Here is a 23,348-nt window from a genome sequence, read left to right as displayed (position 1 = left end):
CTAAGTTCGATTGAGAAATTCATGAAGGTTTAAGATGGCGCGCGCAACGGAAGTCCAGGCTGCAATTTCAGCAGACGCCTCCGCCTCCGTAGCAGGGGTTTGCCCGACGGAAAGCAATTGTTGTGCATCCGGTTGATGGTGCTGATAATAGTCTCTTTGGCTGGCTAGCAAGTCCAGCAGTATCTGGATCTCCTGTGGATGTGGCTGACGCTGGAGAGTCCGTTCGTAGGCCAAATCGATCCGCGCACGGTCTACGGATGCGGCGGGGAGATCCGCATTCAGATCTGCGTGAGTTTCACAAAGTCGTGTAGCCAGCACGCGGGCCGCTTCGACGAAAGTGGGATCGTTCAACAGGGCCAACGCTTGTCCTGGCGTATTCGTAATGTTGCGCTCCGCCGTACACTCCTGCCGCGTTGGCGCATCAAAGGCGAGCAGCGTGGGATGGATATTTTGCCGTTTCCAAAAGGTATACAAGCTCCGGCGATACTGCGTCCCGGCTGGGCTTGTCTCCCACCGCATGTGCCGACTTCCGTACATGATCTTGTCGGAGTTGGTCCAGTAGGGACTCGGTTGATAAGGGAAGAAGCTCTGCAGCGGAATCGTGGTTGTGCTCTCTAGGAGACCGGCGGCTTGGAGCGCCGAATCCCGGATGCTCTCAGCCGGAAGTCTAAAACGCCCCTGGCGGGCATATAGGCGATTGTCAGGATCGGAGGCAAGCAAGTCAGGCGTGCCCTGAGAGCTGAGCTGGTAGGCTTCGGTGGAGGTGAGCAGGCGAACCATGTGGTCGCGATCCCAACCACTGTCGCGGAATTCACATGCGAGCCAGTCAAGGAGTTCTGGGTGCGAGGGCCAAGCTCCTTGCGTGCCGGAGTCGTCGAGTGTCACACTTAAGCCCTGCCCAAAAAATTGCTGCCAAAGGCGGTTTACGTAGACGCGAGCGGTGAGCGGGTTCTGTTCATCAAATAACCACCTCGCAAGATCCAGGCGGTTGGGGGATGCTGATTCGATCGGGTTTCCCAAGAACTCGGGAACAGCGGCGGAGACGATTGGGCCGGTGGTGTCCTGATAGTCTCCCCGCAATAGCAATCGTGTAGTCTTGTGCTGCTCAGCCTGCTTCGACACCAAGACCGGAAACGCTTCGGAACGCATTAAAAAGAGCTTCGATTCAAGCTCTCGCAACGAGTGCAGCAATGCGGGCTGAGTCTGTTCGCGAAAGGCATCGGCTAAGAGTTCGTTCTGCAGAGAATCTCGCTGAGCGCCAGGTGTCTTCAAGGCGGAGACGACCAGCCCGAAACGCTTTTGATACACTTCGCGATTTTTGGGCTGCTCCCACCAGCGTCGGATCGCTGGCTCACCAAGCTGCAGTTGGGTCGCTTTATCGGTGCGCAATTCAATGCCACTGCCTCCCCATCTGACGTGGCCACCGGTTTGTAACCAAGCCATGCCGGTGGCCTCAAACGCTTGTCCGGGCACCGCAGCAATCTGCTCTCCCAAGGGAATGCGGAGTCGCACCCAGCCCGATTCTGCGGGGAGCTCTCCCATCGCTTTGACGCGTTCGGGATCGCTCCAGGGGTGGCTCTGAGAGAGATTCCCCGAGGCGTCGGCTCCCCAAACATACGTTTCAAAATTGGCGGTGTTCCAGCCTAGACGACCATAGTCGCCATGGGAGATTTGCAGGCCCAGCATCTGAGGACGCTCGGTTTCATCGATCCAGACATCGGCATACCAAGCGTCCTGTTGAGGATCTGTTTGGACCGATGCAGGGGAGAAAAAACCAGTCACAACCTCGGCAGCATGTACGCGGTGGAATTCAGCTTTGTTGGCGCGCGTTTGACGGACGGGTTGGCCATCCTGCTGCGCTGCCTGAAAGCTCCCCTCCAGCACGCGCGGAGCGGGTAGTTCTGCCGGTAGCCAAACGAAGTCCGCACGCGATTCGTTATCCTTTAACTTGGCCAAAATCGCTGCCTCCCAATCCGCGAATTCGTCGAGCGGTTTGAGGCTCAGCCTGTGTTGGATGGCTTCAATTTCTGCCTTCAGTCGGCGATCTTCTTGCGTCTTGGAGGAAGCATTGTAGACGTAGTGCAAGGGCTCACGGCGATCGCCCGGCGTGTACACACCAGCTTCCACCAGATCGTCAAAAAATGCGGCTAGGCTGTAGTAGTCTTTGGCCAGGATCGGATCAAATTTGTGATCATGACACTCCGCGCAGCCGGTAGTGAGCCCTAGCCAAACCGTTCCTAAGGCCCGCACGTGTTCGCCCTTGAGTTTATAGAGCTGTTCCTCCTCGATGGCTCCAGCTTCGCAGTTGGTGTTGACGATGCGGTTGTAGCCCGAAGCAATCAATTGGTCATCGGTCGGCGCTGGCAGCAGGTCGCCAGCAAGCTGAGCGGTCGAAAATTCGTCGAAAGGCATGTTGGCTTGGAAGGCTCGAATAATCCAGGCCCGATAGGCTCCTGAAGCAATGGGTTCATCACTGACCTGCCCACTCGTGTCGGCCCATCGGACCAAGTCCAACCATCGAATTGCCTGATGTTCTGCATAGTCGAGCTCCTGCATCCAACGCTCACGCAGTTGTTGGAAGGTTGCGGAGTCAGGGGAAGCGGTGAACTCAGCGACTTCGGCCATCGTGGGGGGGAGACCACGCAGGTCAAAGCTCAACCGCCGCAATCTTTCGCGCGGCGTGGCCATCGCGGCTGGGGTGATTCCTTGCGATCTCCAACTTGCGTGCAGAAAACGGTCGATGGCAGTAGTGCCGACCGACGGGGCCGAGCTACCGCGGACTAGGTGATCTGGCCGTTCAAGAGGACTGCTTGGACGGGCAAGTGGCTGTTTGGGAACGGGGGGACGTATCAAGCTCTGCCAAGCCCAGTGTTGTTGATACTCGGCTCCCTGCTCGATCCATTGTCGTATGAGCTCTCGCTGCTGGAGCGTCAATTGCTTTTCTGACTCCGGAGGCGGCATCAGCTCATCGTCAGCTTGGCTGGTAATGCGTCGCATCAGCTCCGACTCTCCGGGGGCATGCGGCTGAATGGCTCCACCCTCTAGGGCTCCTTCGAGCGTATCTAGACGCAAATCCCCTTGCCGGTGCGTTTCATCAAATCCGTGACAGTAGAAGCAGTTCTCGCTGAGGATCGGACGGATATCGCGGTTGAACTCGATTCGTCCCTCTGCTTGGGTAAATGTCGAGCTTAAGATCAGAACTAGGAAGCAAACGAGTTGGGGAAGTAGCCGCATAAGACAAATCGTGTCGGAAATGGAATGCTTGGGAAATTTTCATTGTAAGGAAGCTTGATCTTACACGAATAGGTCTGGAGGGAGTGCCCAAACCACGGCGCCCCTAGTGATGCGGAGGCGATTTCGAAAGCCGAGGCAGCAACTCGCTACCCTAGGAATCGTGGGCAACAGGATCGCCAGCCGAGCGGAGAGTCCTTGTTGCAGCACCTCGTGGGATGCTTTACCCTTAGCCAGACAGGCTGGCTGACATTGTAACCCGCCGCGTCTCGGCTTGTTGGATTAGAGTAACCCGCCGCGCGAGCAGGAAAGAGTGGTCGCCGCTGCAGGTTGATTGGGAGTGCTGCCTTGGCAGCAAAACGGAAAATGCTTTTGAATCCACAGGGCGGTAAGCAGGACCGAATTAGTTGCTGTGCAATTTTATTGCTGGTGCACTTTGATTCGGAGGGAGAATTGGAGCATTGGGATTGAAAATGTAACCTAATGACCAGGCCGAGACGTGACTAGTTCGGCCGAAAGCGATTTGCCGGTAGCGAATGATAAAACCGTTATGAGTCCAATAAACGTGCCAGAGTCAACTAGCAAAATCGATCCAAGCAGGTGGTTAGAGACACACGGTGATGTGATGTTTGCCTTCGCCTATTCGAGGCTGCGGGATCGTGACGCCGCCGAAGAGGTGGTGCAGGAAGCTTTTCTTGGAGCCCTACGAAACCTAGACATGTTCAGCAATCGCGGAGCTGAGGGGGCATGGCTCATGGGCATATTGAAACGGAAGGTCGTTGACTATCTTCGAGGGAAAGCCAAGAAGGAGTTGAGTCTAGATGGTGAGGATCAGGTCGTCACGCGATTGTTCGACCGACAGGGGAATTGGTCGGAGTCCGCCAAGAAAAACGGGGCGTTGAAGTTGGATGCGATCGAGCAGGGGGAATTTCGAGAGATTTTTCGAACCTGCCTCGAAGGTTTGCCAGGCAATCAAGCTGCCGTATTTGTCCGCAAGGAAGTGCAGCAAGAAAGTACGGAAGATGTTTGTAAGGAGTTGCGCATCACGTCGACAAACCTATGGGTGCTGATGCATCGCGCTCGTCTTCGTCTGGCGGAGTGCATCAAGTCCCGCTGGGATATGGGGGACGCCTAATTGTTAAACTGCAAAGACATGACCAAGCTCATTTCCGATTCGATGGATCGCAAGATTACCCTGCGCCAAAGAATGGAACTTTGGATGCACGTGATGATGTGCGGAATGTGCCGTCGATTTCGTTCGGACGTGCGCGCCCTGCGAAGGCAGCTTCAGCAAGAAGAGTTTCAGCAAGTTCTAAGCGAAGAATCTCCAACGGAACCTCTCGCGGAGGATAAGTTGTCGAGCAAAGCCAAATTATCTATTGCTGCCGCGATGAAGAAGGTGTCGTAAGAAGGAGGCTTGCCGCCGTCGCCCTCATTCGCAGTATGCGCATGGGGCCACGCGAGTGCGCACAGCCCGAAGGGCTGGCATAACCTCTGCCGAGGTCGTTGGGCCTCGGTTTCTGTTGCGAGCGTTGGCTGCAGGCCTGGAAGGCAGACACATGACGCTGCCGCTAATTACTGCAGTCTGGAATATGAAGCCGCTATATTAACTACGTACCACCACTAATCATCCTATAGTTGATGTCCACGAGAGGACTCAGTAGCACGATACCGTTATTCTCTAAGGCGGTTTAGCGGTATTCGGTGAGTGCGTATTGCTCCTGACCGTCCTAGATTTCGCATTATTATCCCGCCAATCATTCTTCCCCAGGATGTACGCGAAAGCATTGAGCGTCGATTCTTAGTTTGTAGTTGACTGCCCAAATCCACCGTAGTATCGTTGAATCTGTGCGGTATACCCAATTGGACCTTTGGGGTACACCAGCAACTAAGTGGATCAAAGGAGGCCGGTTATTAGCCGACCTCCTACATTTCTTTGATGTGTTCACCAATGACTGGTTACTCTCCGGGCGTGTGCGTGCAAGCTTAACCTCGGAAGTAGCCCGTTATTGTGATTTTTCCGAACATCGCAAAACCCAAAACCACTATCACAAACGCGAGCATTAAGTAAGAGTTCATACTTCCCCGCTTAATGATCTGGTCATGTTTCTTCTTCTTCCCTTGAGCCATTGCATTCTCCTGAGCGTGCTTGAGAATCCGATGCCCTCCTTGCACGTAGCGCGTTTGAGGCATCTGTAAAAGTACTTCAATTTGACGAAGCACTTCTTTCATAATCGATCTCCCAAAAAGTAGACGACTTTGTGTACATTGATGCACCAGTGATACGACGTAGTTTAGGTCGACCTCAAGATGCCTCCTTTAAGAACAATTCCAATTGCGAACTAGTCGTCGGTGTTGGCTGGATTACATAGCGTTCTCCTTTCTTTGGTTAGAGTTCCTACCGGATCAATCAAACGGTCGCTCCACACTTATGGTGTGTGTGCAGAATCGTTTTACAGTCAGATGTCGGATAGTCAAACCCACCCGATTTCGCATTTGACAAGGTGAGTTGAGCATTACCATTAACCTACAGATAACCTCATCTAAACGATTGCCCAAATTGCGAGATACCTCACCACTATCTCTACACGCCCCTCCGAATATGACTGCGTAAATAGTGCATCACTTCCCGTAGCTCTCGTAGTACTTTTTCTCTCATCAAGAGTTTTCAAAAATTTAGCCAAGAATGTGGCCGTTACTCGCTCCGCATCTAGTTTCGAACGTATTTGCAATAGGTTACTGGTTGATTGTGTGGATGATTATCAGGTCGCGTCCCGCAAGAGATTGGCGGAAATCAAAGTTCAAACAATGCATAAATCGGGAGGGGGGACGGTGAATTTTTCCGTTCAAATTCCATCCCATTCATCATGGGGTACCCCTTAGCATCTAACCAGCGCAGCACTCGATGAAAAGACGTTAATTTGCACCTGTGCTTCAAGCTCGTATTTTCGATCGCAATCTGAGCAACATTTGGGCATAGAAAATTTCCATTTTCTTCCCTTGGGCAGCCTCTCCCAATCCGAGTAGGCCCCGCGAATAACTCACACGTAAGCATTTAGGGCCTACTTCCATATGCCCCCCCCCTCCGCTAGGGCGGGTGGCCTCTCGGTTGGCTCAAACCACGATATGTGGCCTTTTGAGGCACTAGCTCCCGTTCGTGTGTAGGTATTCATCATTGGAGTGGGGATCGCTGTCTTGCTGCTTTCGCCCGACCAGCGCCATGATCTTCTTAATGGCGAGTGGAAGAATGCCGAGGATGGCGAAAGCAAGAATCATTTGACCACTGAGGATACTGCCGGCGCCTTGGTCAGCTAGGCTTTGAAGACTGGGGACGGTTGAACCTGCATAGACGTAGGCAGCAGTACCCGGCAACATACCCAACTGACTAACCCACCAGAATGTCGTGGCCCGGATTTTGGTGAGCCCCATGACGACGTTGATCACAAAAAACGGAACGGCTGGCACAAGTCGCAATGTAAATAAGTAGAACGCTCCCTCTCGATCGAACGCATCATTGATGCGTCCCAGTCGGTCTTGCATTTGAGATTGAATCCAGTCGCGCAGAAAATAGCGACTGATCAAGAATGCGACCATTGCTCCGCCGGTCGATCCAAAACTGACGATCAACAATCCCTGCCAGAATCCAAAATACCACCCGCACACCAAAGTCAGCACTGCAGCTCCTGGGAGTGAGAGTCCCGTCACGGTGACGTAGACGAATACTGCCACGGTTGCTGCTAGTATTGGAGCGTCGGTCTGCCAAGCTCGTAGTTGCGCTTCTTGGCTCGCCAAGTACTGGAGCGAAAGGACCCCTCGCATAAGCCAAAAAAGGACACCCGCTCCAAACAAAACTAGACCAAGCCCCAATAGTTTTCGCACTACGGAACTCTTGCTCGGTGTCGGAGCGTCAAGACTTGGACGTGTGTCAGGCATGGGAACGGCTTACCAGGGAGGCTGCGAGTTTTTTTGAAAACCCAACGGAAGAAATTCTGTAAGGATTCGAAGGCTAGCTCGACAATACTACCAGTCGATCGGCCCTGATGTGAGGGAACTTACAGAAAGCACCTTCGTCGATGGTTACAATGACCACGCGAAACCTAAGGAGAATGACATGACAGGAACACAATTGGGGCGGCAAGTGATCGCGGGGTGCCTAGTGGCGGCGTGCTTGCTAGGTATGTGTCGGACGATTCGAGCTGCGGACGCCTACCTAGGGGGCAAAGTTGCTGTAGAGCATCAGATTCCCTTAAGTCGCATTGAGCACTCGATCTGGAACGATTTGTTGCACAAATACGTGAACCAGCAAGGGATGGTGCAATACACGACTTGGAAGAGTTCCGCCGCTGACATGCAAGCCCTCGACAAATATTTAGAGTCGCTGTGCTATTCCAATGGACAGGGCACGCAGAAAGAAAAGCTCGCCTTCTGGATTAACGCGTACAACGCAGTGACCGTCAAAGGAATTCTGAAAGAGTATCCGACATCGAGTATTCGCAATCACACGGCCAAGTTGTTCGGGTACAACATTTGGAAGAATCTCAAGTTAGTAGTTGGTGGCAAGCCAATTTCGTTAGATGAAATTGAACATCAAGTCCTCCGCAAGATGAAGGAACCCAGGATTCATTTTGCGATTGTGTGCGCATCGATTGGCTGCCCTCGATTGTTGAGTGAAGCGTATGTGGCAGATCAGCTCGATGCTCAGTTGACCTTGAATGCGGAATCCTTCTTTGCCGATCCAAGTAAGTTTCGGTACGATGCTTCCCGCCAGGCTTTTTCCCTTTCACCAATCTTGGATTGGTTTGGAGAGGACTTTGGCAGTTCGGAAGCTACCCGATTGCAAACGATTGCTCCCTGGTTGCCAACTCCGGAAGCACAACAGGCAGCAGCATCCGGTAGAGGGGCCATCACGTTTCTGGATTACGACTGGGGGTTAAACGATCAGAAGTAGGTGCACCATGGGCTAACTCCCGCTTAAATCCAGGAAAGTGATCATCGAAGGATTGCCGACCGGTGTGTAGTGGCCAGTGAAGGCGAGTTGGCCAGTTTGGCGATTGACCTTAAAGACTGTGACATTGTCGGCCCGCTGGTTGCAGCAGTAGAGGAAGGCTCCCGTGGGATCAAAGCTGAAGCTGCGTGGATAATTCCCCCGTGTCCAAACATTGGATACCAGGGTCAATTCACCCTCGGGCCCCACGGAAAAGGTGCTGATGCTGTCGTGCAGACGATTGCCTGCGTAGACAAATTTTCCATCATGCGAAACAAGGATCTCGGAGCAGAAGTTGCTGCCGGCAAATCCGCTCGGAAGAGTAGAAATCGTTTGGCGTGGTGTTAGCCGGCCAGCTTGCTGGTCAAAATCGAACAGCACCAGTGTCGAGCCCTCTTCCTGGATCGAATAGAGCCAATTTCCATTGGGATGGAAGTGGAAGTGGCGGGGGCCGTCGCCCGGTGGGAGTTCCACAAAGGCGGGGGCGTTGGCGGAGAGTTGCCCTGTTTGGGCGTCAAATTTCCACAAGAAAATCTTGTCCAGCCCCAGGTCTGCGTGCAGTACGAATTGTCCCGACGGATCGGTTTGAATCATGTGTGCGTGAGTGCGGTCGTGCCCGCTGATGGCAAAGCTACCCGGAGGTGCATGAGTGGCTGTCGTGGGGCCGATGGTTCCCTCATCCTGCTTGACATCTACCGCTGGCCCTAGGCTACCATCGTCCAAGATGGGTAGTACCGCAACGGAGCCACCAAAGTAGTTGGCGACGAATAGGAATTTGCCATTGGGATGAAGGCTGACGTAAGTTGGACCGGCTCCTCCCGAGGTTTGGGTATTGAGATGTTGCAGGTTACCGTCCTGAGCATCGATACGGAACGCGCTGATCGTCCCAAACCGTTCGTCACCCACTCGGTCCGTTTCGTTGGCTGAATACAACCGGGTTCCAGATGCATCGACGGCCAGACAACTAGGACTGGTTCCAAGCTCGAATTCTCCGGTGGCGGTCAGCGCACCGGTCTCGCGGTCGACGGCAAACCGATGAATGCCCCTACCGTTGCCTGGGGGCAGGTCCACTTGAGTCGGGAGAGTGTCGCGCAGTGGCGAACTGAAGGTACCAACGTAGGCGATCAGAGGGCCGTGGGGTGGTGTGTCTTGGGCCAGCGCAGGCTTGCGGGCTGCTGAAATGGTGCCGGAAGCAGCTAGGGCGGTCGCCAGAAAATTGCGTCGAGTCGGTTGGAGTCGAGTCGGTTGGAATGGATGCATGGGGCGGGATCTATCGCAGGTGCGGAGGCTTGAGGGAGCTCTCACACAGAACAGGCGTTCAGGTAGAGCGGAATCCGAGGAGCCATCAGTGTAACGAATTTCGTCTACTCGCGGTGTTACGCAGAGCCTCGGAAACATCAAGGAATGCACCCAATCAGATCAACCAGTGTTTGAAGTGTGCGAGTCAGTGTGCGGCCTTCACGGTACGCGGCTACCACGTGTACGCGACCAATTTCCTGGGCCAAGGATTTGGTATGGATTCGCTGTTCCAAACTGCCAGACGGACGACCAGCAATAATTCCGACACCAAGCCCGGCGCGGACGCAAGCGAGGGTCACCGCGCTGTTGTCGGTTTCAGCCACAATGCGGAGCGGCCTCGTCAGACCTAGGCGAAAGTGGGCCTGCTCGAGCATACTCCTCCCAACGGTATCTGGATTACCCACGATCAGGGGCTCGTCGACGAGATCCTCCAAGCAGAGATTGTCCTTGCGGATCAATCGATGACGCTTGGGCAAGGCGGCCAAATAGTCGATTGGGTAGAGTCGCAGACAAGTGATACCCGGGGCAATTAACTCCTGCGGGGGCTCGATCAACAGTGCCAGATCGGCCTTTCCCTCTGTTACGAACTGTTGTGCGGTTCGATTATCTGCAGACAACAACTTGATACGCACGGTTGGGTACGCAGCATGGAATTGCTGGAGCGGTGCACCGAGCTCCTCCAGCATCATCCGCACACCGGTCACGAGCCTGACTTCTGTCGGGGTATCGTCGGTTTCTTCCGCCAACCGTTCAAAGGTGGACTCGACCGTGGCCAGCAAGGGCAACAGCAATTGGTAGAGTGCGTGTCCAGCATCGGTGGGCCGAATATTGCGACCGCTGCGCTCGAACAATTGCGCTTGGTAGATTTTTTCGAGTGCTTTGACATGTTCCCAAAGGGTGGGCCCCGATTGGTCGAGATACTCTGCTGCGCCGGCATATCCGCCATGCTCATAGACGCGGCAAAACGTGTTGACTTGTTGAACATTGAGTGCTTCAGCACGATCAAACCAGTTTCGGTCCACGGTACAGCCCTTAACGATCGTTCGGGAATTCCGAATGATTAATAGAAATTATGAAATTGTATCGATTGATTGCAATGATACACTCTGTGGGAGTTGGGGTTGGTAGTGCCTTGTTAAAAGTGGATAAGGAGCTGAAGGTGACCTTAATCGGTAGTTGAGAGAGACTAGAATTCGGGAGAGAACGCTCCCGCAATTGGGCAGTCATTCCTTTATTCCCAGCGAAGCAAATTGGATATGCGGATTCCTTTCCGATCACTTTTGGTAGGTGCAACTTTTTTACTATCGATTTTGTTGTACGTGGATCGCGTCTGCATTTCGGCAGCTAAGGGGAGTTTGGCGACAGATCTCTCGCTCAGCGATCAACAGATGGGCTGGGTGTTTGCCGCCTTTTCGCTCGGGTATGCACTCTTCCAGACGCCGAGCGGTTGGCTGGCAGATCGATTGGGCCCGCGACGCGTGCTGGCAGCGATCGTCGTTGTGTGGTCGGTTTTCACCGGCTTGACGGCCATGGCGACCAGCCTCGTTACCCTATTGATCGTACGGTTTCTGTTCGGCGCTGGTGAGGCTGGAGCTTTCCCGGGTATTGCTCGGGCGATGTACTCCTGGATCCCGATGCAGGAACGCGGCATGGTGCAGGGAATCAATTTCTCGGGGTCGCGCATCGGCGCGGCGCTCACCCTGCCACTGATCTCGCTACTCATCGCTGACTTGGGGTGGCGCCCTACCTTTGTGATCCTGATGTGCATCGGCATCGTTTGGGCTCTACTGTGGTTCCTCTTCTTTCGTGACGATCCTACCGATGCAAAGAATCTGAGCCCAATTGAACTCCAGTACATTTTGGCCAACCGCCAGGAAGGGCAGGAGAAGTCAGCCAACACAGACTCTTCGATGGCTAGCGCTAGTCGTGACAGCTCGTCTGCGGTGATTCATCCTGCGGCCACATCTCTGGCCAACAGCATGCGGCGGTCCACGACGGTTTGGGCTCTCTGCGGCCAGTATTTCGCCTCGAATTTCATCTTCTTCTTTGGTTTGACCTGGTTCTTCCCAGAGTTGAAGTTGCGTTTCGGACTCAGCGGATTCGAAGCCAGTCTGTTCGCGGCAGTTCCCTTGTTATGTGGTGCGTTGGGGAATTGGACTTCGGGGTGGTTGGTCGATCGGTTGTATTCGGCCAACCGTTGGCGTCTGTCCCGCAGGCTGCCCGCGATGATTGGATTTGCTTTGGCGGGATTGGGCATCATGGGATGCGCCTACGCTACCACGCCCCTGGCTTCCTCCTTTTGGTTTAGCCTATGCATTTTTGGTGCCGACATGACGCTTTCCCCGTCGTGGAGTACCTGCGTTGATATCGGCAAGTCCAATGCGGGGGTGGTGTCCGGGATGATGAACATGGCTGGGAACATTGGTGCTTTTCTAACGTCGCTGGCCTTTCCCTATCTGATGGGCTGGACCGGTTCTCCTCTTCCCTTTTTCTACGTGGCAGCCGTGCTGAACGTGGCCGCCATTGGCCTATGGCTGCTTATCGAACCGACGGTCGCTCTGAACGCCAACCGGCAGGAGGCCCACGCATGATGAATCAGTCCTCCAACTCATCTCGGGCCACTCAGGTGCGCCGCGGTCTACTCATTGGCACTGGCTATTTTAGCGATTTCCATTTGGACGCTTGGGCTCGACTTCCCCATGCCGAGATCATTGGCGTCTGTGACGTTGACGAGGAACGCGCACGCCGCGCTGCGACAAAGTTTGGCGTTACGAATGTCTTTCACGATGTTCGTCAGGCATTGGAGCTCGAGGGAATTGACTTCATCGACGTGGCAACCACGCCCAACAATCGTCTGGAGTTGATGGCGTTAGTGGCGCAGAGAAAGCTACCAGTTATCTGCCAAAAACCGCTGGCTAATGATTGGGCAACGGCCCAGAAAATCGTGGGACTTGCCGAGGAAATGTCGGCGCTGCTGATGGTCCACGAGAACTTTCGCTTTCAACCCTGGTACCGCGAAATTAAGCGATTGTTAACCGAGGGCCGGATCGGCCGCAAGCTACACACCTTGAGCATGCGGACTCGCATGGGCGACGGTTGGGGAGAGGATGCCTACCTCGCGCGGCAGCCCTATTTTCGCACCATGCCTCGCTTGCTCGTCCACGAAACCGGCGTCCATTTTGTCGATACATTTCGCTACCTTGCCGGGGAGATCGACGAATGCCAAGCGATCCTGCGCAAGCTCAATTCGGGCATCGCCGGAGAGGATGCCGGCCAGCTGAATTTTCAGTTTTCCAGCGGCGCGATGGGAGTGTGGGATGCGAATCGCTATAACGAGTCTCAAGCAGAGAATCCACGTTACACCTTCGGTGAGCTGTTGGTCGAAGGGGACGAAGGGAGCATGTGGTTGGATGGGCGTGGCGGCATTACCATCAAGCGATTGGGAGAGGCTGTTGTCGAACATCCCTACCATCGCAGCCAACTCGGTTTTGCGGGGGATTGTGTACTGGCAACTCAGCAACACTTTCTAGACTGCCTGGACGGCGGCAAGTGCGAAACTTCGGGTACTGAGTACTTGAAGTCCTTAGCAGTTGTCGAGGCGCTGTATGAGTCGTCAGAGCGACGTTGCGTGGTTTCTCTCGTCGAGCACTCGAAGTCAAGTGCTCCGCAAGCCACGCAGGGACGCCCCCCAAATTTGCCACCGGCGGGCAGCCTGCACCCTCATGCCACTGATTCTTTAACCAGGAGGATTGTGGATCTAAGTTTACCCGTCACTCCTAAGATGCCAGGCGTCGAAGTGTCGCAGTGCAAGTTCCGTGACGCGGATGGTTGGAACGCAACGATGCTCCAACTCTATTCGCACTCTGGGACCCACATGGATGCACCCTGCCATGTATTGGAGGCTGGGGCCACACTGGATCAACAAGATCTCTCTGCTTGCTGTGGCCCCGCCTGGGTCGTGCATGTTCCCGATGTCTCTCCTCAGATGTTGTTGACGGTTGCCCATGTGACCGATGTACTGGGGGACCTGGAGCCTGGAGCTCGACTGCTATTACGCACCGATTGGCACCGCCGCTTTGGAACTCCCGAATATCGCCATGCCCTGCCCCGCATATCCGAAGAGCTGGCGCATTGGTTGGTGGACCGGAAAGTCGCATTGGTGGGCGTCGAACAATTGTCGGTGGCGGATGTAAACAACCGGGAGGAACTAGCGAAGATCCATGAGATCTTGTTTCGTGGCGGTGTCGTGATCGTTGAAGCTTTGGCAAATTTGGACCAGTTGACGCAACCACAGGTGGAATTTATTGCACTTCCATTGAACATCGTGGGGGGAGATGGATGCCCGGTTAGAGCGGTGGCCATCGAGTACGGAACATCGTTGCCAGCTGGGGAGACGCCCCATGCCCCATAGCCTGCAATTGGGATGTATTGCGGACGATTACACTGGTGCAACCGATCTCGCGTCGATGCTGGTCCGGCAGGGATTGCAAGTCGTGCAACTCTTCGGGTTGGAAATCTTGCGGGCTGAGTTCTCCGCGAATCTTCGTGAGGCCCTGTCGGAGAGCGATGCAATCGTTGTGTCGCTCAAAACCCGTTCCATTCCTGCGGCAGCGGCTTGCTCGATGTCGCTTGAGGCCTTGCGGGCACTGCAGGAAATCGGATGTACGCAGTTTTTTTTCAAATACTGCTCCACCTTCGACTCGACGGCCGAGGGGAATATTGGTCCCGTCGCCGAGGCGCTGGCTAGCGAGCTAAAGCAGAACCATGTTTGGTACTGCCCGGCGTTTCCCGAGAACGGACGGACCGTCTATTGTGGACACTTGTTTGTGGGAGGCGAGTTGCTTCATGAAAGTGGAATGCAAAACCACCCTCTGAATCCAATGTCCGACAGCAATCTCGTGCGTGTATTGCAAGCACAATGCCGCGGAAGAGTTGGACGAGTGAGCGTCTCTCCAGCAGTCAATGTTTCCTACAGTGACGCTACCGAGGACATTCAGAATTGGATCGTGGATGCGGTATCGGAGGACGATTTGAAAGCCGTTGCCAGCGCCGCGCAGCAACACGTCTTGTTAACCGGCGGCTCCGCCATGGGTGCCTACTGGGCATCGGTAACTCAAGGGAATACGCGGCACCATCGCTCGCCTGCTGCCACCGCTCCACAGGACTCCAGTTTGCCGGGGGCCAGTTCGCAAGATTCTGCCACTTTCGAGCCTCCAGGAACTGTTGCTACCCATCGCTCCGATCTGTCACAGTCCCCGAGCCTGCGAGAGACCTGTACGCTCGTATTGGCCGGTAGTTGTTCCACGGCGACTCGAAAGCAGATCGCCTACTTTGAGAGACACGTGGGGCCGGTCAAGGAGTTAGAGGTGCTGCGTGCCGCTCAGGGGAAAGTGGAGTTCGACGCGGTTGTGGCAGAGGTCTTGCAGTGGTGCGGTGATTGCCAGCACTACGCCGCGCTCGTTGCATCGGGAGCCAGGATGGAGCAAGTGCGCGGGGCTGCGGACGCATTGGGGGCCCAGCGAGCAGCCGAGCTTACCGAAGCCCTATTCGCTGCAATCGCCAAGGGGTTGGCAGAACTCGGATTGCGAAGAATGATCGTGGCCGGAGGTGAGACGTCCGGGGCGGTCATTAATGCCCTTGGGATCGATGCTGTCCGCATTGGTGTTGAGATAGCGCCGGGTGTGCCTTGGGTGCACTCGCTGCGTGAGCCTTCGGTGGCGCTCGCATTGAAGTCGGGGAATTTCGGCGGTGATGCCTTTTTTGAAACAGCTATCGGCTGCGACGGTGCGGCTGTTTTTTCCCGCGAGGTCCCACGATGAGCGAGAAAGAATTGAGGGAGAGAATTGCCCAGCATGGCGAATCGCTTTACGACCGTGGCTTGACCTCTGGGAGCTCGGGGAATATCAGTGTCCGCCTACCAGACGGGATGCTCATTACTCCCACCAATGTATGCTTGGGACGGCTGGACCCGGAGGAAATCTCCCGGCTTGATTCTGCGGGAAATTTAGTAGCCGGTCGCCCACCTTCCAAAGAGGCGTTTCTGCATTTGGCCTATTACCGCTCGCGTTCCAAGGAACAGGCGGTAGTGCATTTGCATTCAACCAGTTCGGTCGCCGTCAGCTGTCTGTCGGACATCGATCCTGAGAATGTGTTGCCTGCCATCACCGCCTACTATGTGATGCGCGTTGGGGAGCTGACTCTCGTCCCCTATTTTGCACCGGGTGATCAAGAGTTGGCGGCGGCGGTTGAATTGGCCTCGAAGGCGTCACGGGGCGTCCTGTTGGCCAATCATGGACCGGTCATCGGCGGCCTCGATCTCGATGCGGCCGTCTACGCAGCCGAAGAGCTGGAGGAGACTGCCAAGCTCTACATGCTGTTGCGGAACCTGCCAGTTCGCTTCTTGGATGAAGCCCAGCAAGGTGAGCTGAGACGTCGCTTTCCATCCTAAACCTCCCATATACGCTTCCTCCATTTTGAACGCTTCGTTCGTTAGGAAATTCAAATGTCTACCTATAACATTGTCACGCTTCCAGGTGATGGAATCGGTCCAGAATGTCTCGACGCCACACTGCATGTGTTGCAAGCGGTGTTGGAACGAGTGCCAAAGTTGAAATTGAACCTCTCACGGCATGAGGCGGGAGCAGAGCATTACCGAAAACATGGCGTGGCCATTCCGCAACCGGTTTTGGATGAATGCTTGGCTGCAGATGCAGTGCTCCTGGCTGCAATCGGGTTGCCCGATGTGCGCAAGCCCGATGGTACCGAGGTGCAGCCCGAAATGATGATGGGCCTGCGCCGAGCGATGGGGCTGTATGCTGCAGTCCGGCCCGTCAAATTATATCCCGGCGTTGCTAGCCCCCTGAATACGGCTAGCCAAGGAATCGATATGATCATCTTGCGGGAGAATCTGGAAGGACTCTTTGCCTCCTTCGGTGGTGGATGTTTGCTCAATGATACCGTGGCCTCCGACACCCTGATGATTACACGCGAAGGGACCGAACGTGTGGTGGACTACGCATTCCGACTAGCGGAGAAACGAAAGGGGCGTCCCAGTGATGGCAAGCGACGAGTGACTTGCGTCGACAAGGCAAATGTTTTCCGTAGCTTCGCGTTTTTCCGCAAGATCTTTCTGGAAGTGGCCCAACGCTACCCCAACATCGAAAGCGATGCGGCCTATGTCGATGCTATGAGTCTCTACATGGTGACCGAACCAAGCCAGTGGGACGTCTTGGTCATGGAGAATCAGTTTGGCGACATCCTTTCCGACTTAGGAGCGGCCATTGTCGGTGGCTTGGGCCTGGCTCCCTCTGCCGAAATTGGCAATGCTCACGCGTTATTCCAACCCTCGCATGGAACCGCCCCGCAATTGACCGGAAAGAACGTAGCCAATCCAATTGCCACGATCCTCTCGGCAGCAATGATGCTCGACTGGCTCGCAGATCGTCACGCTGACGAACATGCACGTGAAGCCTCTCAATTGATTGAATCGACCGTTGCCGCACTGCTGTCTCAGGGAATGCTGAAGACTGCCGATCAGGGAGGCAATGTTACCACCAGCGGAGTTGCTGAAGCAATTGTTGATGCGATTGCGGCCCAGGGGGCTGCCGAATCTGCCAATTCAACGAACTGCGCAGCGTCGTAACGTCTCCCACATTTCTAGACACAGACCGTACATAATGAGTTTTGTTGCTTGCTGAGTTCTATGCACGCTCTGGCAAGCCCTCCCACGTTTCCTCTGTATAAGTGACCCACCTATGAATCGATCACTCTTTAGATGCTTTGCTACTGCCTCACTCGTGATCGTGGCACTGGTCGCCACGAGTTCTGTTCAGTCTGCATGGGCCAAAGATGCCACCGCTTCACTGCTTGCATCCGATGTGGTGTTTGCCGAAGCCGATGGATTGGTAGCTGTTGAAGCAGAGCACTTTGCTAGACAGGAGCTGAAAGAAGTCCGGGCATTTCAGATTAGTACCGCTGAACATGCTCCAAGTATCGAGCCTGACGGAGATCCTTTGCACATTGCGGGAGCCGCGGGGGGCGCGTATGTGGAGCTGTTGCCGGATAGCCGCCGCAACCACAGTGAGAAATTGATCAAAGGTGTCAACTTTTCCAACGAACCGGGCAAGGTCGCCGTGCTGACCTATCGAGTTCACTTTGCCAATCCAGGGCGCTATTACGTCTGGGTGCGAGCCTACAGCAGCGGCTCCGAAGACAATGGCATCCACGTCGGAATCGACGGAACTTGGCCAGAAAGTGGGCAGCGGATGCAGTGGTGCGAGGGCAAGCAGTCATGGCGTTGGGAGAGTAAGCAACGCACCGAGAAAACACATTGTGGCGAACCGTACAAGATTTACCTGGACGTCCCCACAGCGGGCATTCACGAAATTAGCTTCTCCATGCGTGAAGATGGCTTTGAATTCGATCGTTGGCTGATGACGCAAACTCGCGAGTTCTCTCGCCCTGATGGAATCGGACCTGATGTTCGAGTGCACTCCGGTACACTTCCTGCCAGTTATCCATTTGTGCCCGAATCAGAGACGCAAGCTGAAGCAAAGCCGGTGCCCGATGTCAACAGCGATAGACCTGTGCCAACGCTCCGCCTGCTGGCCTCTCAGTTGGATCTGAGCGGGACGGGCTACTATCTCGACAAGGGAAAATGGCTAGCGATCAATCCAGCTAAGAATAAGCAAGCCAAAGTTCTTACGGCCTTCGCTTTTCCCAGTGGACGCTACGATGTTACCTTGGTTGCCGTCGGTGAGGAGGATGGCAAGTCGACCTACCAATTCACCGTCAATGATGAAGCGGCCGGTGAGTTTACCTGCCCGCTGAGCGAGCATCCGTTCGAAGAGGGACCAAAGTTCTCCACCACCTGGAAGAACATCGCCATTGGTTCCGGAGATGTGCTCACGCTCAGTTCACAGATTGGTTCTAACGATGGGGCTGAATTCAGTCGTGCTCGCATCGCCAAGCTTGAGTTTGTGGCGGCAGACCAGGCGACGCGGCAAGCGGTTGCCAAGTTGGAAATCACCGACGCCCAAAATCGGTCGCCTGCCGTTGCCGGCCCTCCACTAGTGCTACCTCGCAACTCGGATGGCAAGGGGACAGCCCAGCTGACTGGAGAACTGAAGCAGTGGCACAAGGTGACGTTGACGCTCGACGGGCCTTACGCACACGAATTGGACAATGCCCCCAATCCGTTTACCGATCTCGCATTTCAGGTGACTTTCACGCACGAAAGCGGAAGCCCTCAATACACCGTGCCTGGCTACTTCGCGGCCGATGGTGATGCTGGCAACTCTTCGGCCGATGCCGGTACCAAGTGGCGAGCCCATCTTTCACCGGACAAAGTTGGTCGATGGAATTATGCGATTTCGTTCAAAAAGGGTGAGACAGTTGCACTCAATGGAGGTGGCCAGGCCATGGCTCCTTTCGATGGAGTTCAAGGCTCATTTGAGGTTGCGAAAACTGATAAAGAGGGCCGTGACTTCCGCGCACGTGGCCGATTGGAGTATGTCGGCAAGCACCATCTGCAGTTCGCTGGAAGCAAAGAGTACTTTTTGAAGGCTGGACCTGACGCGCCAGAAACGCTGCTAGCCTACGTCGACTTTGACAACACGATCGCGGGTAAGTCGGACAAGGTACCGTTGAAGCAGTGGCAGCCGCACGTTGCCGATTGGCAAGCAGGGGATCCAACCTGGAAAGAGGGCAAGGGCAAGGGGCTGATTGGTGCCTTGAACTACTTAGCAAGCAAGGGTGTTAACGCGTTTTCGTTCTTGACGTATAACGCGGGGGGGGACGGGGACAATATTTGGCCCTTTGTTTCTCGCGATGATAAATTGCATTGGGACTGTTCGAAACTCGACCAATGGGGCGTGGTTCTCGACCATGCGACTGCTCAAGGTTTGTACTTGCACTTCAAATTGCAAGAAAATGAGATGGATGACGATCGCCGTGGATCGAACGGAAACGCGGGCCGAGTTCCTGAGTCGCTCGATGGTGGCAAGTTGGGAGTAGAACGAAAACTCTATTGCCGCGAATTGATCGCACGCTATGGACACGAACTCGCCTTGAATTGGAACATCGGTGAAGAGAACACGCAGAGTTCCGAAGAGATCCGCGATATGGTCAAGTATCTGCATGATACGGATCCCTATCAGCACAACATTGTGATTCACACGTTCCCATCGCAGCAAGACAAGGTTTACACGCCGCTACTAGGGGACAAGTCGTTGTTGACGGGAGCTTCGCTGCAGAACTCGTGGAGCCAAGCGCACCAACGAACACTCAAGTGGTTGACTGAGTCGGCTAAGGCGGGACGCCCTTGGGTTGTCGCCAACGACGAGCAGAATCCAGCCAGTGACGGAGTGCCCGCAGATCCCGGGTACAAAGGCAATGATGGAACCGCAACTCAGAATGGCAAAAAGTATACGATGCACGATGTTCGTAAACTCTGTCTCTGGGGAACGCTGATGGCCGGTGGAGCTGGGGTCGAATATTACTTCGGCTACAAGCTGCCGGAGAATGATCTGGTGTGCCAAGACTTTCGAAGTCGTGACCGAAGTTGGGATTTCTGCCGCATTGCGTTGGAGTTCTTCGCGAACAACAGCATTCCGTTCTGGGAAATGCACAACGCGGATGAGTTGATTGGCAACCCAGACCATGGCAATGAAAAGTTCTGTCTAGCGCAAGCTGGAAAGCTCTACTTGGTCTACCTTCCCAACGGCGGAACTACCGAGTTGAACCTATCGGAGGTTTCGGGTGATTTTTCGGTAGAGTGGTTCAATCCTCGCAGCGGCGGAGAGTTGGTCGCGGGGGAAATTCAACGGGTCGCTGGGGGAGGGCCTGTCAAGCTGGGAACGCCGCCTAGCGATACTGAGGAGGATTGGTTGATCGTCGTGCGGCAGTAGTCAGTCCACGAGAATTGGGGCGTGGGACAAGCCGCTGCAGGCTTGTCTCACGCGTACCCGCCTGCTCCGTTCAATGTTGACTGCCCCTCATTTTCTTTCTTTACGAGCCCCATAACATTCGCAAGGCATCTACAGTCTGCCCCTCAATAATTCGCAGCGCACTGCGAGAGCAAGCCACGAGCAAAGGTTGCTCCCGCAATTCGTAACACGCGGTGTGAGCAAGTCTGGAGTGGTTGCTGCTTGCGTACGATTTTCTGTGCAGCTAGAACGCTTAAATTGGAAGTGCAAAAAGGACCACAGTCCGCACAGCGGCGTCGCTGAATCGCCTCTCAGTGCAACTGCCTGTCAAATTGCTCGAAGTCACTCGGCCACTGCTAGCTATCGCTCTTCCCCACAGGCGTTCAAGGCCAAAACTTGCACGGAGCGAAAGACGACACTGCATTGCCCGCCACCGGAATGAGCTAGGGCCACTAAGGTCAGTGCTCCTAGGCGAAGGACTTGCATCTCCTGCCCCATTGGTCTCCAGTGCTTGCTTGGTTGCAAGGGTTTCAATCGCAGAGTCTTCCTTGCTCAATGGCGATGATATGCTGGGTAAAACGTTCCACTAGAGGACGGTTGTGGCTAACCAGGATCGTTGGGATTTGAAATTCACCAATGACCCGATGGATGAAATCCTCAATGCGAGTGCTCAACGCATCCTCAACGGAGGTCAGTGGCTCGTCCAGCAGTAGGAGCTGGGGTGTGGCTGCGAGGACTCTCGCAAGTGCAACGCGCTGCTTTTGACCGCCACTAAGCGTGGTTGGAGAGCGTTTGAGAAAATCTTGCAATTCAAGCACTTCGACGATGTGATCGAGTGGCACGGTGCGATTTCTTTGGCGGCGGATGCCATATTGCAGGTTCGCCAGTACGCTCATGTGTGGAAACAGGCATTGATCCTGAAACAGAAAGCCGACCTGCCGTAGCTCGGGGGGCAATTGGGTGCCTTGCTGGGTATCGGTGAGCAGTCGGTCTCCCAATTGGATTCTGCCTTGCTCCGGTTTCAGCAAGCCAGCGATTAAAGACAGAATGGTGGTTTTCCCACTACCTGATGGCCCCCACAGTGCGGTTACTGGGGAGCTTGTGTCAAACGCAATGTCGAGACAGAAAGCCGAGGGGTAGGCCAGTTTCGCTTGAAACGAAAGGTGGGGCTGCGTGCGTTTTCCGCCGTTCAAAACCTGATTCACATTGGCCCTTCTAATGGAAGATCGGATGGCGAGGGAGGTGGAAACCCATCGTTGTGCTTCGCTCAGTCCGCCAATGAAAACCTAGCTGAGAGTACCGAGCGATGAATTCAGTTTTTTGTTTGTCTGAAAGTTGGCGTCGAGGGAATTCTAAGCCAGATGCCGTGCACTTCGGCGTTCCAGCCATCCGCCGACCCACAGAGCTACTGCTGAGATCAACACGGAGAAAAGAACGAGTCCGGTGCACTGCTGGATGCCACCGGGGCTTTCGAGTTGGTTGTAGATTTGCAGGGGAATGGTACGTGTCTCGCCAGGAATATTTCCGGCAATCATGATCGTTGCGCCGAACTCTCCCAAGCTTCTGGCAAATGCTAGGACGCATCCGGCCAGGATGCCATGCAGGGCCAACGGCAGGGAGATGGAGAAGAAGCAGTCCAGTGGGCTGGCGCCGAGTGTGCGAGCGGTTTGCTCCAGCCGTCGGTCGACTGTGCTGAAGCCGGTTCGAATCGCTCGCACCATCAAGGGGAAAGACACGACGGCAGCCGCCAGAGCAGCCCCTTTCCAATCGAAGACCAGCCGCATGCCCAGCCAGCGTTCGAGAAGACTCCCCACCGGGCCGTTGCGGCCAAAGCTGATGAGCAACAGGTAGCCTGTGACCACAGGGGGCAGAACCAGAGGCAAATTGACAAGGGTTTCGAGTAGATTTTTCCCAAAAAATTGCTTGCGGGCGAGGACCCATCCCAGTGCGATTCCCAGAGGTAAGCACCCGGCAACAGCGAAACTGGCTACCAGCAAGCTCAATCGAATCGCTTCCCATTGCTCGCCGGTAACGTTCACTCCAACAACTTTCAAAAAAAGGTGCCGGACACCTTTGGGGCGGATTAGGGAGGATGTGGTAATTGCTTGGAATCGAGCGAGGCAAAGCCGTGTTGGGTAAAGATGTCGATTCCTGCGGAGGAAATGAGGTAATCGAAAAACTGCCTAGCCTGCGGCGATGCATCTCCAGCTTGCAACAAGATAGCGGGATAAACGACCGTTTCATAGGTAAGTGGATCGAAGGTGGCGACCACTTCTACTAAATCCGAACGCTGGGCATCGGTGGCATAGACGATTCCCGCTTCCGCCTCAGCGACTTCAACAAAAATCAAAGTTGTTCGCACATCAGAGCCTCGCGCCAGTTTTCCCTCCGACTGCAATGGAGCGAAGAGTTGTAATGCGTTGAGAGTTTGCTCGGCGTAGATGCCCGCTGGAACGTGTTCTCCGGCGATGACCAGTTTCGTGACGGCATCGGTTAGAAGATCGCCGGGAAGTTGGACCTGGGCTGGATTGCCCCGTGGAACGATTAGAACGAGATGATTGGAAAGCAGGTCGACCGTGCGACTGGATAGCCCTTCAGCATCGAGCAGTTCGGCCCATTGTCTGTGTGCCGGTAGAAAGATATCGGCAGGCGCGCCTGCTAAAATCTGCTGCGTGAGACCGTTAGAGGGACCAGTGCTAATGATGATGGAAATGCCCGGGTGCCGCTGTTGGAACTGCTCAGCGATTTCCTCCATCGCGCTGGCGGTACTCGCTGCTGCCAAGACACGCACTTGCCTAGCTGGAGTCTGCCCTAAATTCGACTGGCATCCGCTCACCAACAGCAAACAACAACCGCAGGCCAGGGCGATGCCCGCCGGCCGATGCGAGGTAAGCACCTGCATCCAGCGC

The 23,348-nt window shown here is 54.8% G+C and carries 17 protein-coding genes; 9 read left to right on the top strand and 8 right to left on the bottom strand.

The features are described 5' to 3' along the window. Positions 1 to 3,234: a PSD1 and planctomycete cytochrome C domain-containing protein gene (locus Q31a_RS17665; protein ID WP_145080712.1), complete on the bottom strand. Its 3,234-nt coding sequence runs from the start codon at positions 3,232 to 3,234 to the stop codon at positions 1 to 3. Positions 3,235 to 3,796: 562 nt separating this feature from the next. On the opposite strand from Q31a_RS17665, the gene Q31a_RS17660 reads away from it, so the two are divergent. Together Q31a_RS17660 and Q31a_RS17655 are read left to right on the top strand one after the other, a co-directional pair. After that, a complete protein-coding gene (locus tag Q31a_RS17660) occupies positions 3,797 to 4,366 on the top strand; it encodes a sigma-70 family RNA polymerase sigma factor (RefSeq protein ID WP_197355367.1) in 570 nt (189 codons plus the stop codon). Beyond that, positions 4,367 to 4,639, top strand: a complete 273-nt coding sequence (locus Q31a_RS17655; RefSeq protein ID WP_449224066.1) for an anti-sigma factor family protein — start codon at positions 4,367 to 4,369, stop codon at positions 4,637 to 4,639. A gap of 578 nt (positions 4,640 to 5,217) precedes the next feature. On the opposite strand, the gene Q31a_RS17650 is transcribed toward Q31a_RS17655, so the two are convergent. Further along, entirely contained in the window at positions 5,218 to 5,463 is a 246-nt protein-coding gene (locus Q31a_RS17650; RefSeq protein WP_145080703.1) for a hypothetical protein, read from the bottom strand. Between the two features lie 912 nt (positions 5,464 to 6,375). Then, positions 6,376 to 7,164 carry a TVP38/TMEM64 family protein gene (locus Q31a_RS17645; RefSeq protein WP_145080701.1) on the bottom strand — a complete coding sequence of 263 codons (789 nt, stop codon included), beginning with the start codon at positions 7,162 to 7,164 and terminating at the stop codon, positions 6,376 to 6,378. Positions 7,165 to 7,342: 178 nt separating this feature from the next. Here Q31a_RS17645 and Q31a_RS17640 point away from each other — a divergent pair, with 178 nt between their 5' ends. Then, a complete protein-coding gene (locus Q31a_RS17640) occupies positions 7,343 to 8,179 on the top strand; it encodes a DUF547 domain-containing protein (RefSeq protein ID WP_145080697.1) in 837 nt (278 codons plus the stop codon). Between the two features lie 12 nt (positions 8,180 to 8,191). On the opposite strand, the gene Q31a_RS17635 is transcribed toward Q31a_RS17640, so the two are convergent. Both Q31a_RS17635 and Q31a_RS17630 read right to left on the bottom strand, forming a co-directional pair. Beyond that, positions 8,192 to 9,475, bottom strand: a complete 1,284-nt coding sequence (locus tag Q31a_RS17635) for a lactonase family protein (RefSeq protein WP_145080693.1) — start codon at positions 9,473 to 9,475, stop codon at positions 8,192 to 8,194. Between the two features lie 137 nt (positions 9,476 to 9,612). After that, on the bottom strand, positions 9,613 to 10,536 hold the full coding sequence (locus tag Q31a_RS17630; protein WP_145080690.1) for a LysR family transcriptional regulator: 924 nt from the start codon (positions 10,534 to 10,536) through the stop codon (positions 9,613 to 9,615). Positions 10,537 to 10,770: 234 nt separating this feature from the next. Between Q31a_RS17630 and Q31a_RS17625 the strand changes: the two genes are divergently transcribed. The 6 genes from Q31a_RS17625 to Q31a_RS17595 all read left to right on the top strand — a co-directional run bounded on the left by Q31a_RS17625 (position 10,771) and on the right by Q31a_RS17595 (position 20,421). Next, positions 10,771 to 12,105 carry an MFS transporter gene (locus Q31a_RS17625; RefSeq protein ID WP_145080688.1) on the top strand — a complete coding sequence of 445 codons (1,335 nt, stop codon included), beginning with the start codon at positions 10,771 to 10,773 and terminating at the stop codon, positions 12,103 to 12,105. After that, the gene (locus Q31a_RS31265) at positions 12,102 to 13,925 is read left to right on the top strand and encodes a cyclase family protein (protein ID WP_315851623.1); all 1,824 of its coding nucleotides are present in this window, start codon (positions 12,102 to 12,104) and stop codon (positions 13,923 to 13,925) included. Before Q31a_RS17625 ends, Q31a_RS31265 begins: the two co-directional genes overlap by 4 nt. Beyond that, on the top strand, positions 13,915 to 15,333 hold the full coding sequence (locus tag Q31a_RS17610; protein ID WP_145080685.1) for a four-carbon acid sugar kinase family protein: 1,419 nt from the start codon (positions 13,915 to 13,917) through the stop codon (positions 15,331 to 15,333). The genes Q31a_RS31265 and Q31a_RS17610 overlap by 11 nt, the downstream gene beginning before the upstream one ends. After that, positions 15,330 to 15,962 (top strand): 3-oxo-tetronate 4-phosphate decarboxylase, encoded by a 633-nt coding sequence (gene otnC, locus Q31a_RS17605; protein ID WP_145080682.1) that lies wholly within the window; start codon positions 15,330 to 15,332, stop codon positions 15,960 to 15,962. Before Q31a_RS17610 ends, otnC begins: the two co-directional genes overlap by 4 nt. A gap of 54 nt (positions 15,963 to 16,016) precedes the next feature. Then, complete coding sequence (locus Q31a_RS17600) at positions 16,017 to 17,156, top strand: isocitrate/isopropylmalate dehydrogenase family protein (protein WP_145080678.1); 1,140 nt, start codon at positions 16,017 to 16,019, stop codon at positions 17,154 to 17,156. A gap of 112 nt (positions 17,157 to 17,268) precedes the next feature. Further along, positions 17,269 to 20,421 (top strand): DUF5060 domain-containing protein, encoded by a 3,153-nt coding sequence (locus Q31a_RS17595; RefSeq protein ID WP_197355366.1) that lies wholly within the window; start codon positions 17,269 to 17,271, stop codon positions 20,419 to 20,421. A gap of 548 nt (positions 20,422 to 20,969) precedes the next feature. Here Q31a_RS17595 and Q31a_RS17590 read toward each other — a convergent pair. From Q31a_RS17590 to modA, 3 genes are all read right to left on the bottom strand, one after another. Continuing rightward, on the bottom strand, positions 20,970 to 21,644 hold the full coding sequence (locus tag Q31a_RS17590) for an ATP-binding cassette domain-containing protein (protein WP_197355365.1): 675 nt from the start codon (positions 21,642 to 21,644) through the stop codon (positions 20,970 to 20,972). Positions 21,645 to 21,791: 147 nt separating this feature from the next. Continuing rightward, entirely contained in the window at positions 21,792 to 22,478 is a 687-nt protein-coding gene (modB, locus tag Q31a_RS17585; protein WP_145080671.1) for a molybdate ABC transporter permease subunit, read from the bottom strand. Between the two features lie 44 nt (positions 22,479 to 22,522). After that, positions 22,523 to 23,335: a molybdate ABC transporter substrate-binding protein gene (gene modA / locus Q31a_RS17580; RefSeq protein ID WP_197355364.1), complete on the bottom strand. Its 813-nt coding sequence runs from the start codon at positions 23,333 to 23,335 to the stop codon at positions 22,523 to 22,525. Positions 23,336 to 23,348: the final 13 nt, after the last annotated feature.

The organism is Aureliella helgolandensis (assembly GCF_007752135.1).
GTDB lineage: Bacteria > Planctomycetota > Planctomycetia > Pirellulales > Pirellulaceae > Aureliella > Aureliella helgolandensis.
Note: the sequence above shows the minus strand (reverse complement) of the source record. Positions and strands in the feature narration are given on the sequence as shown.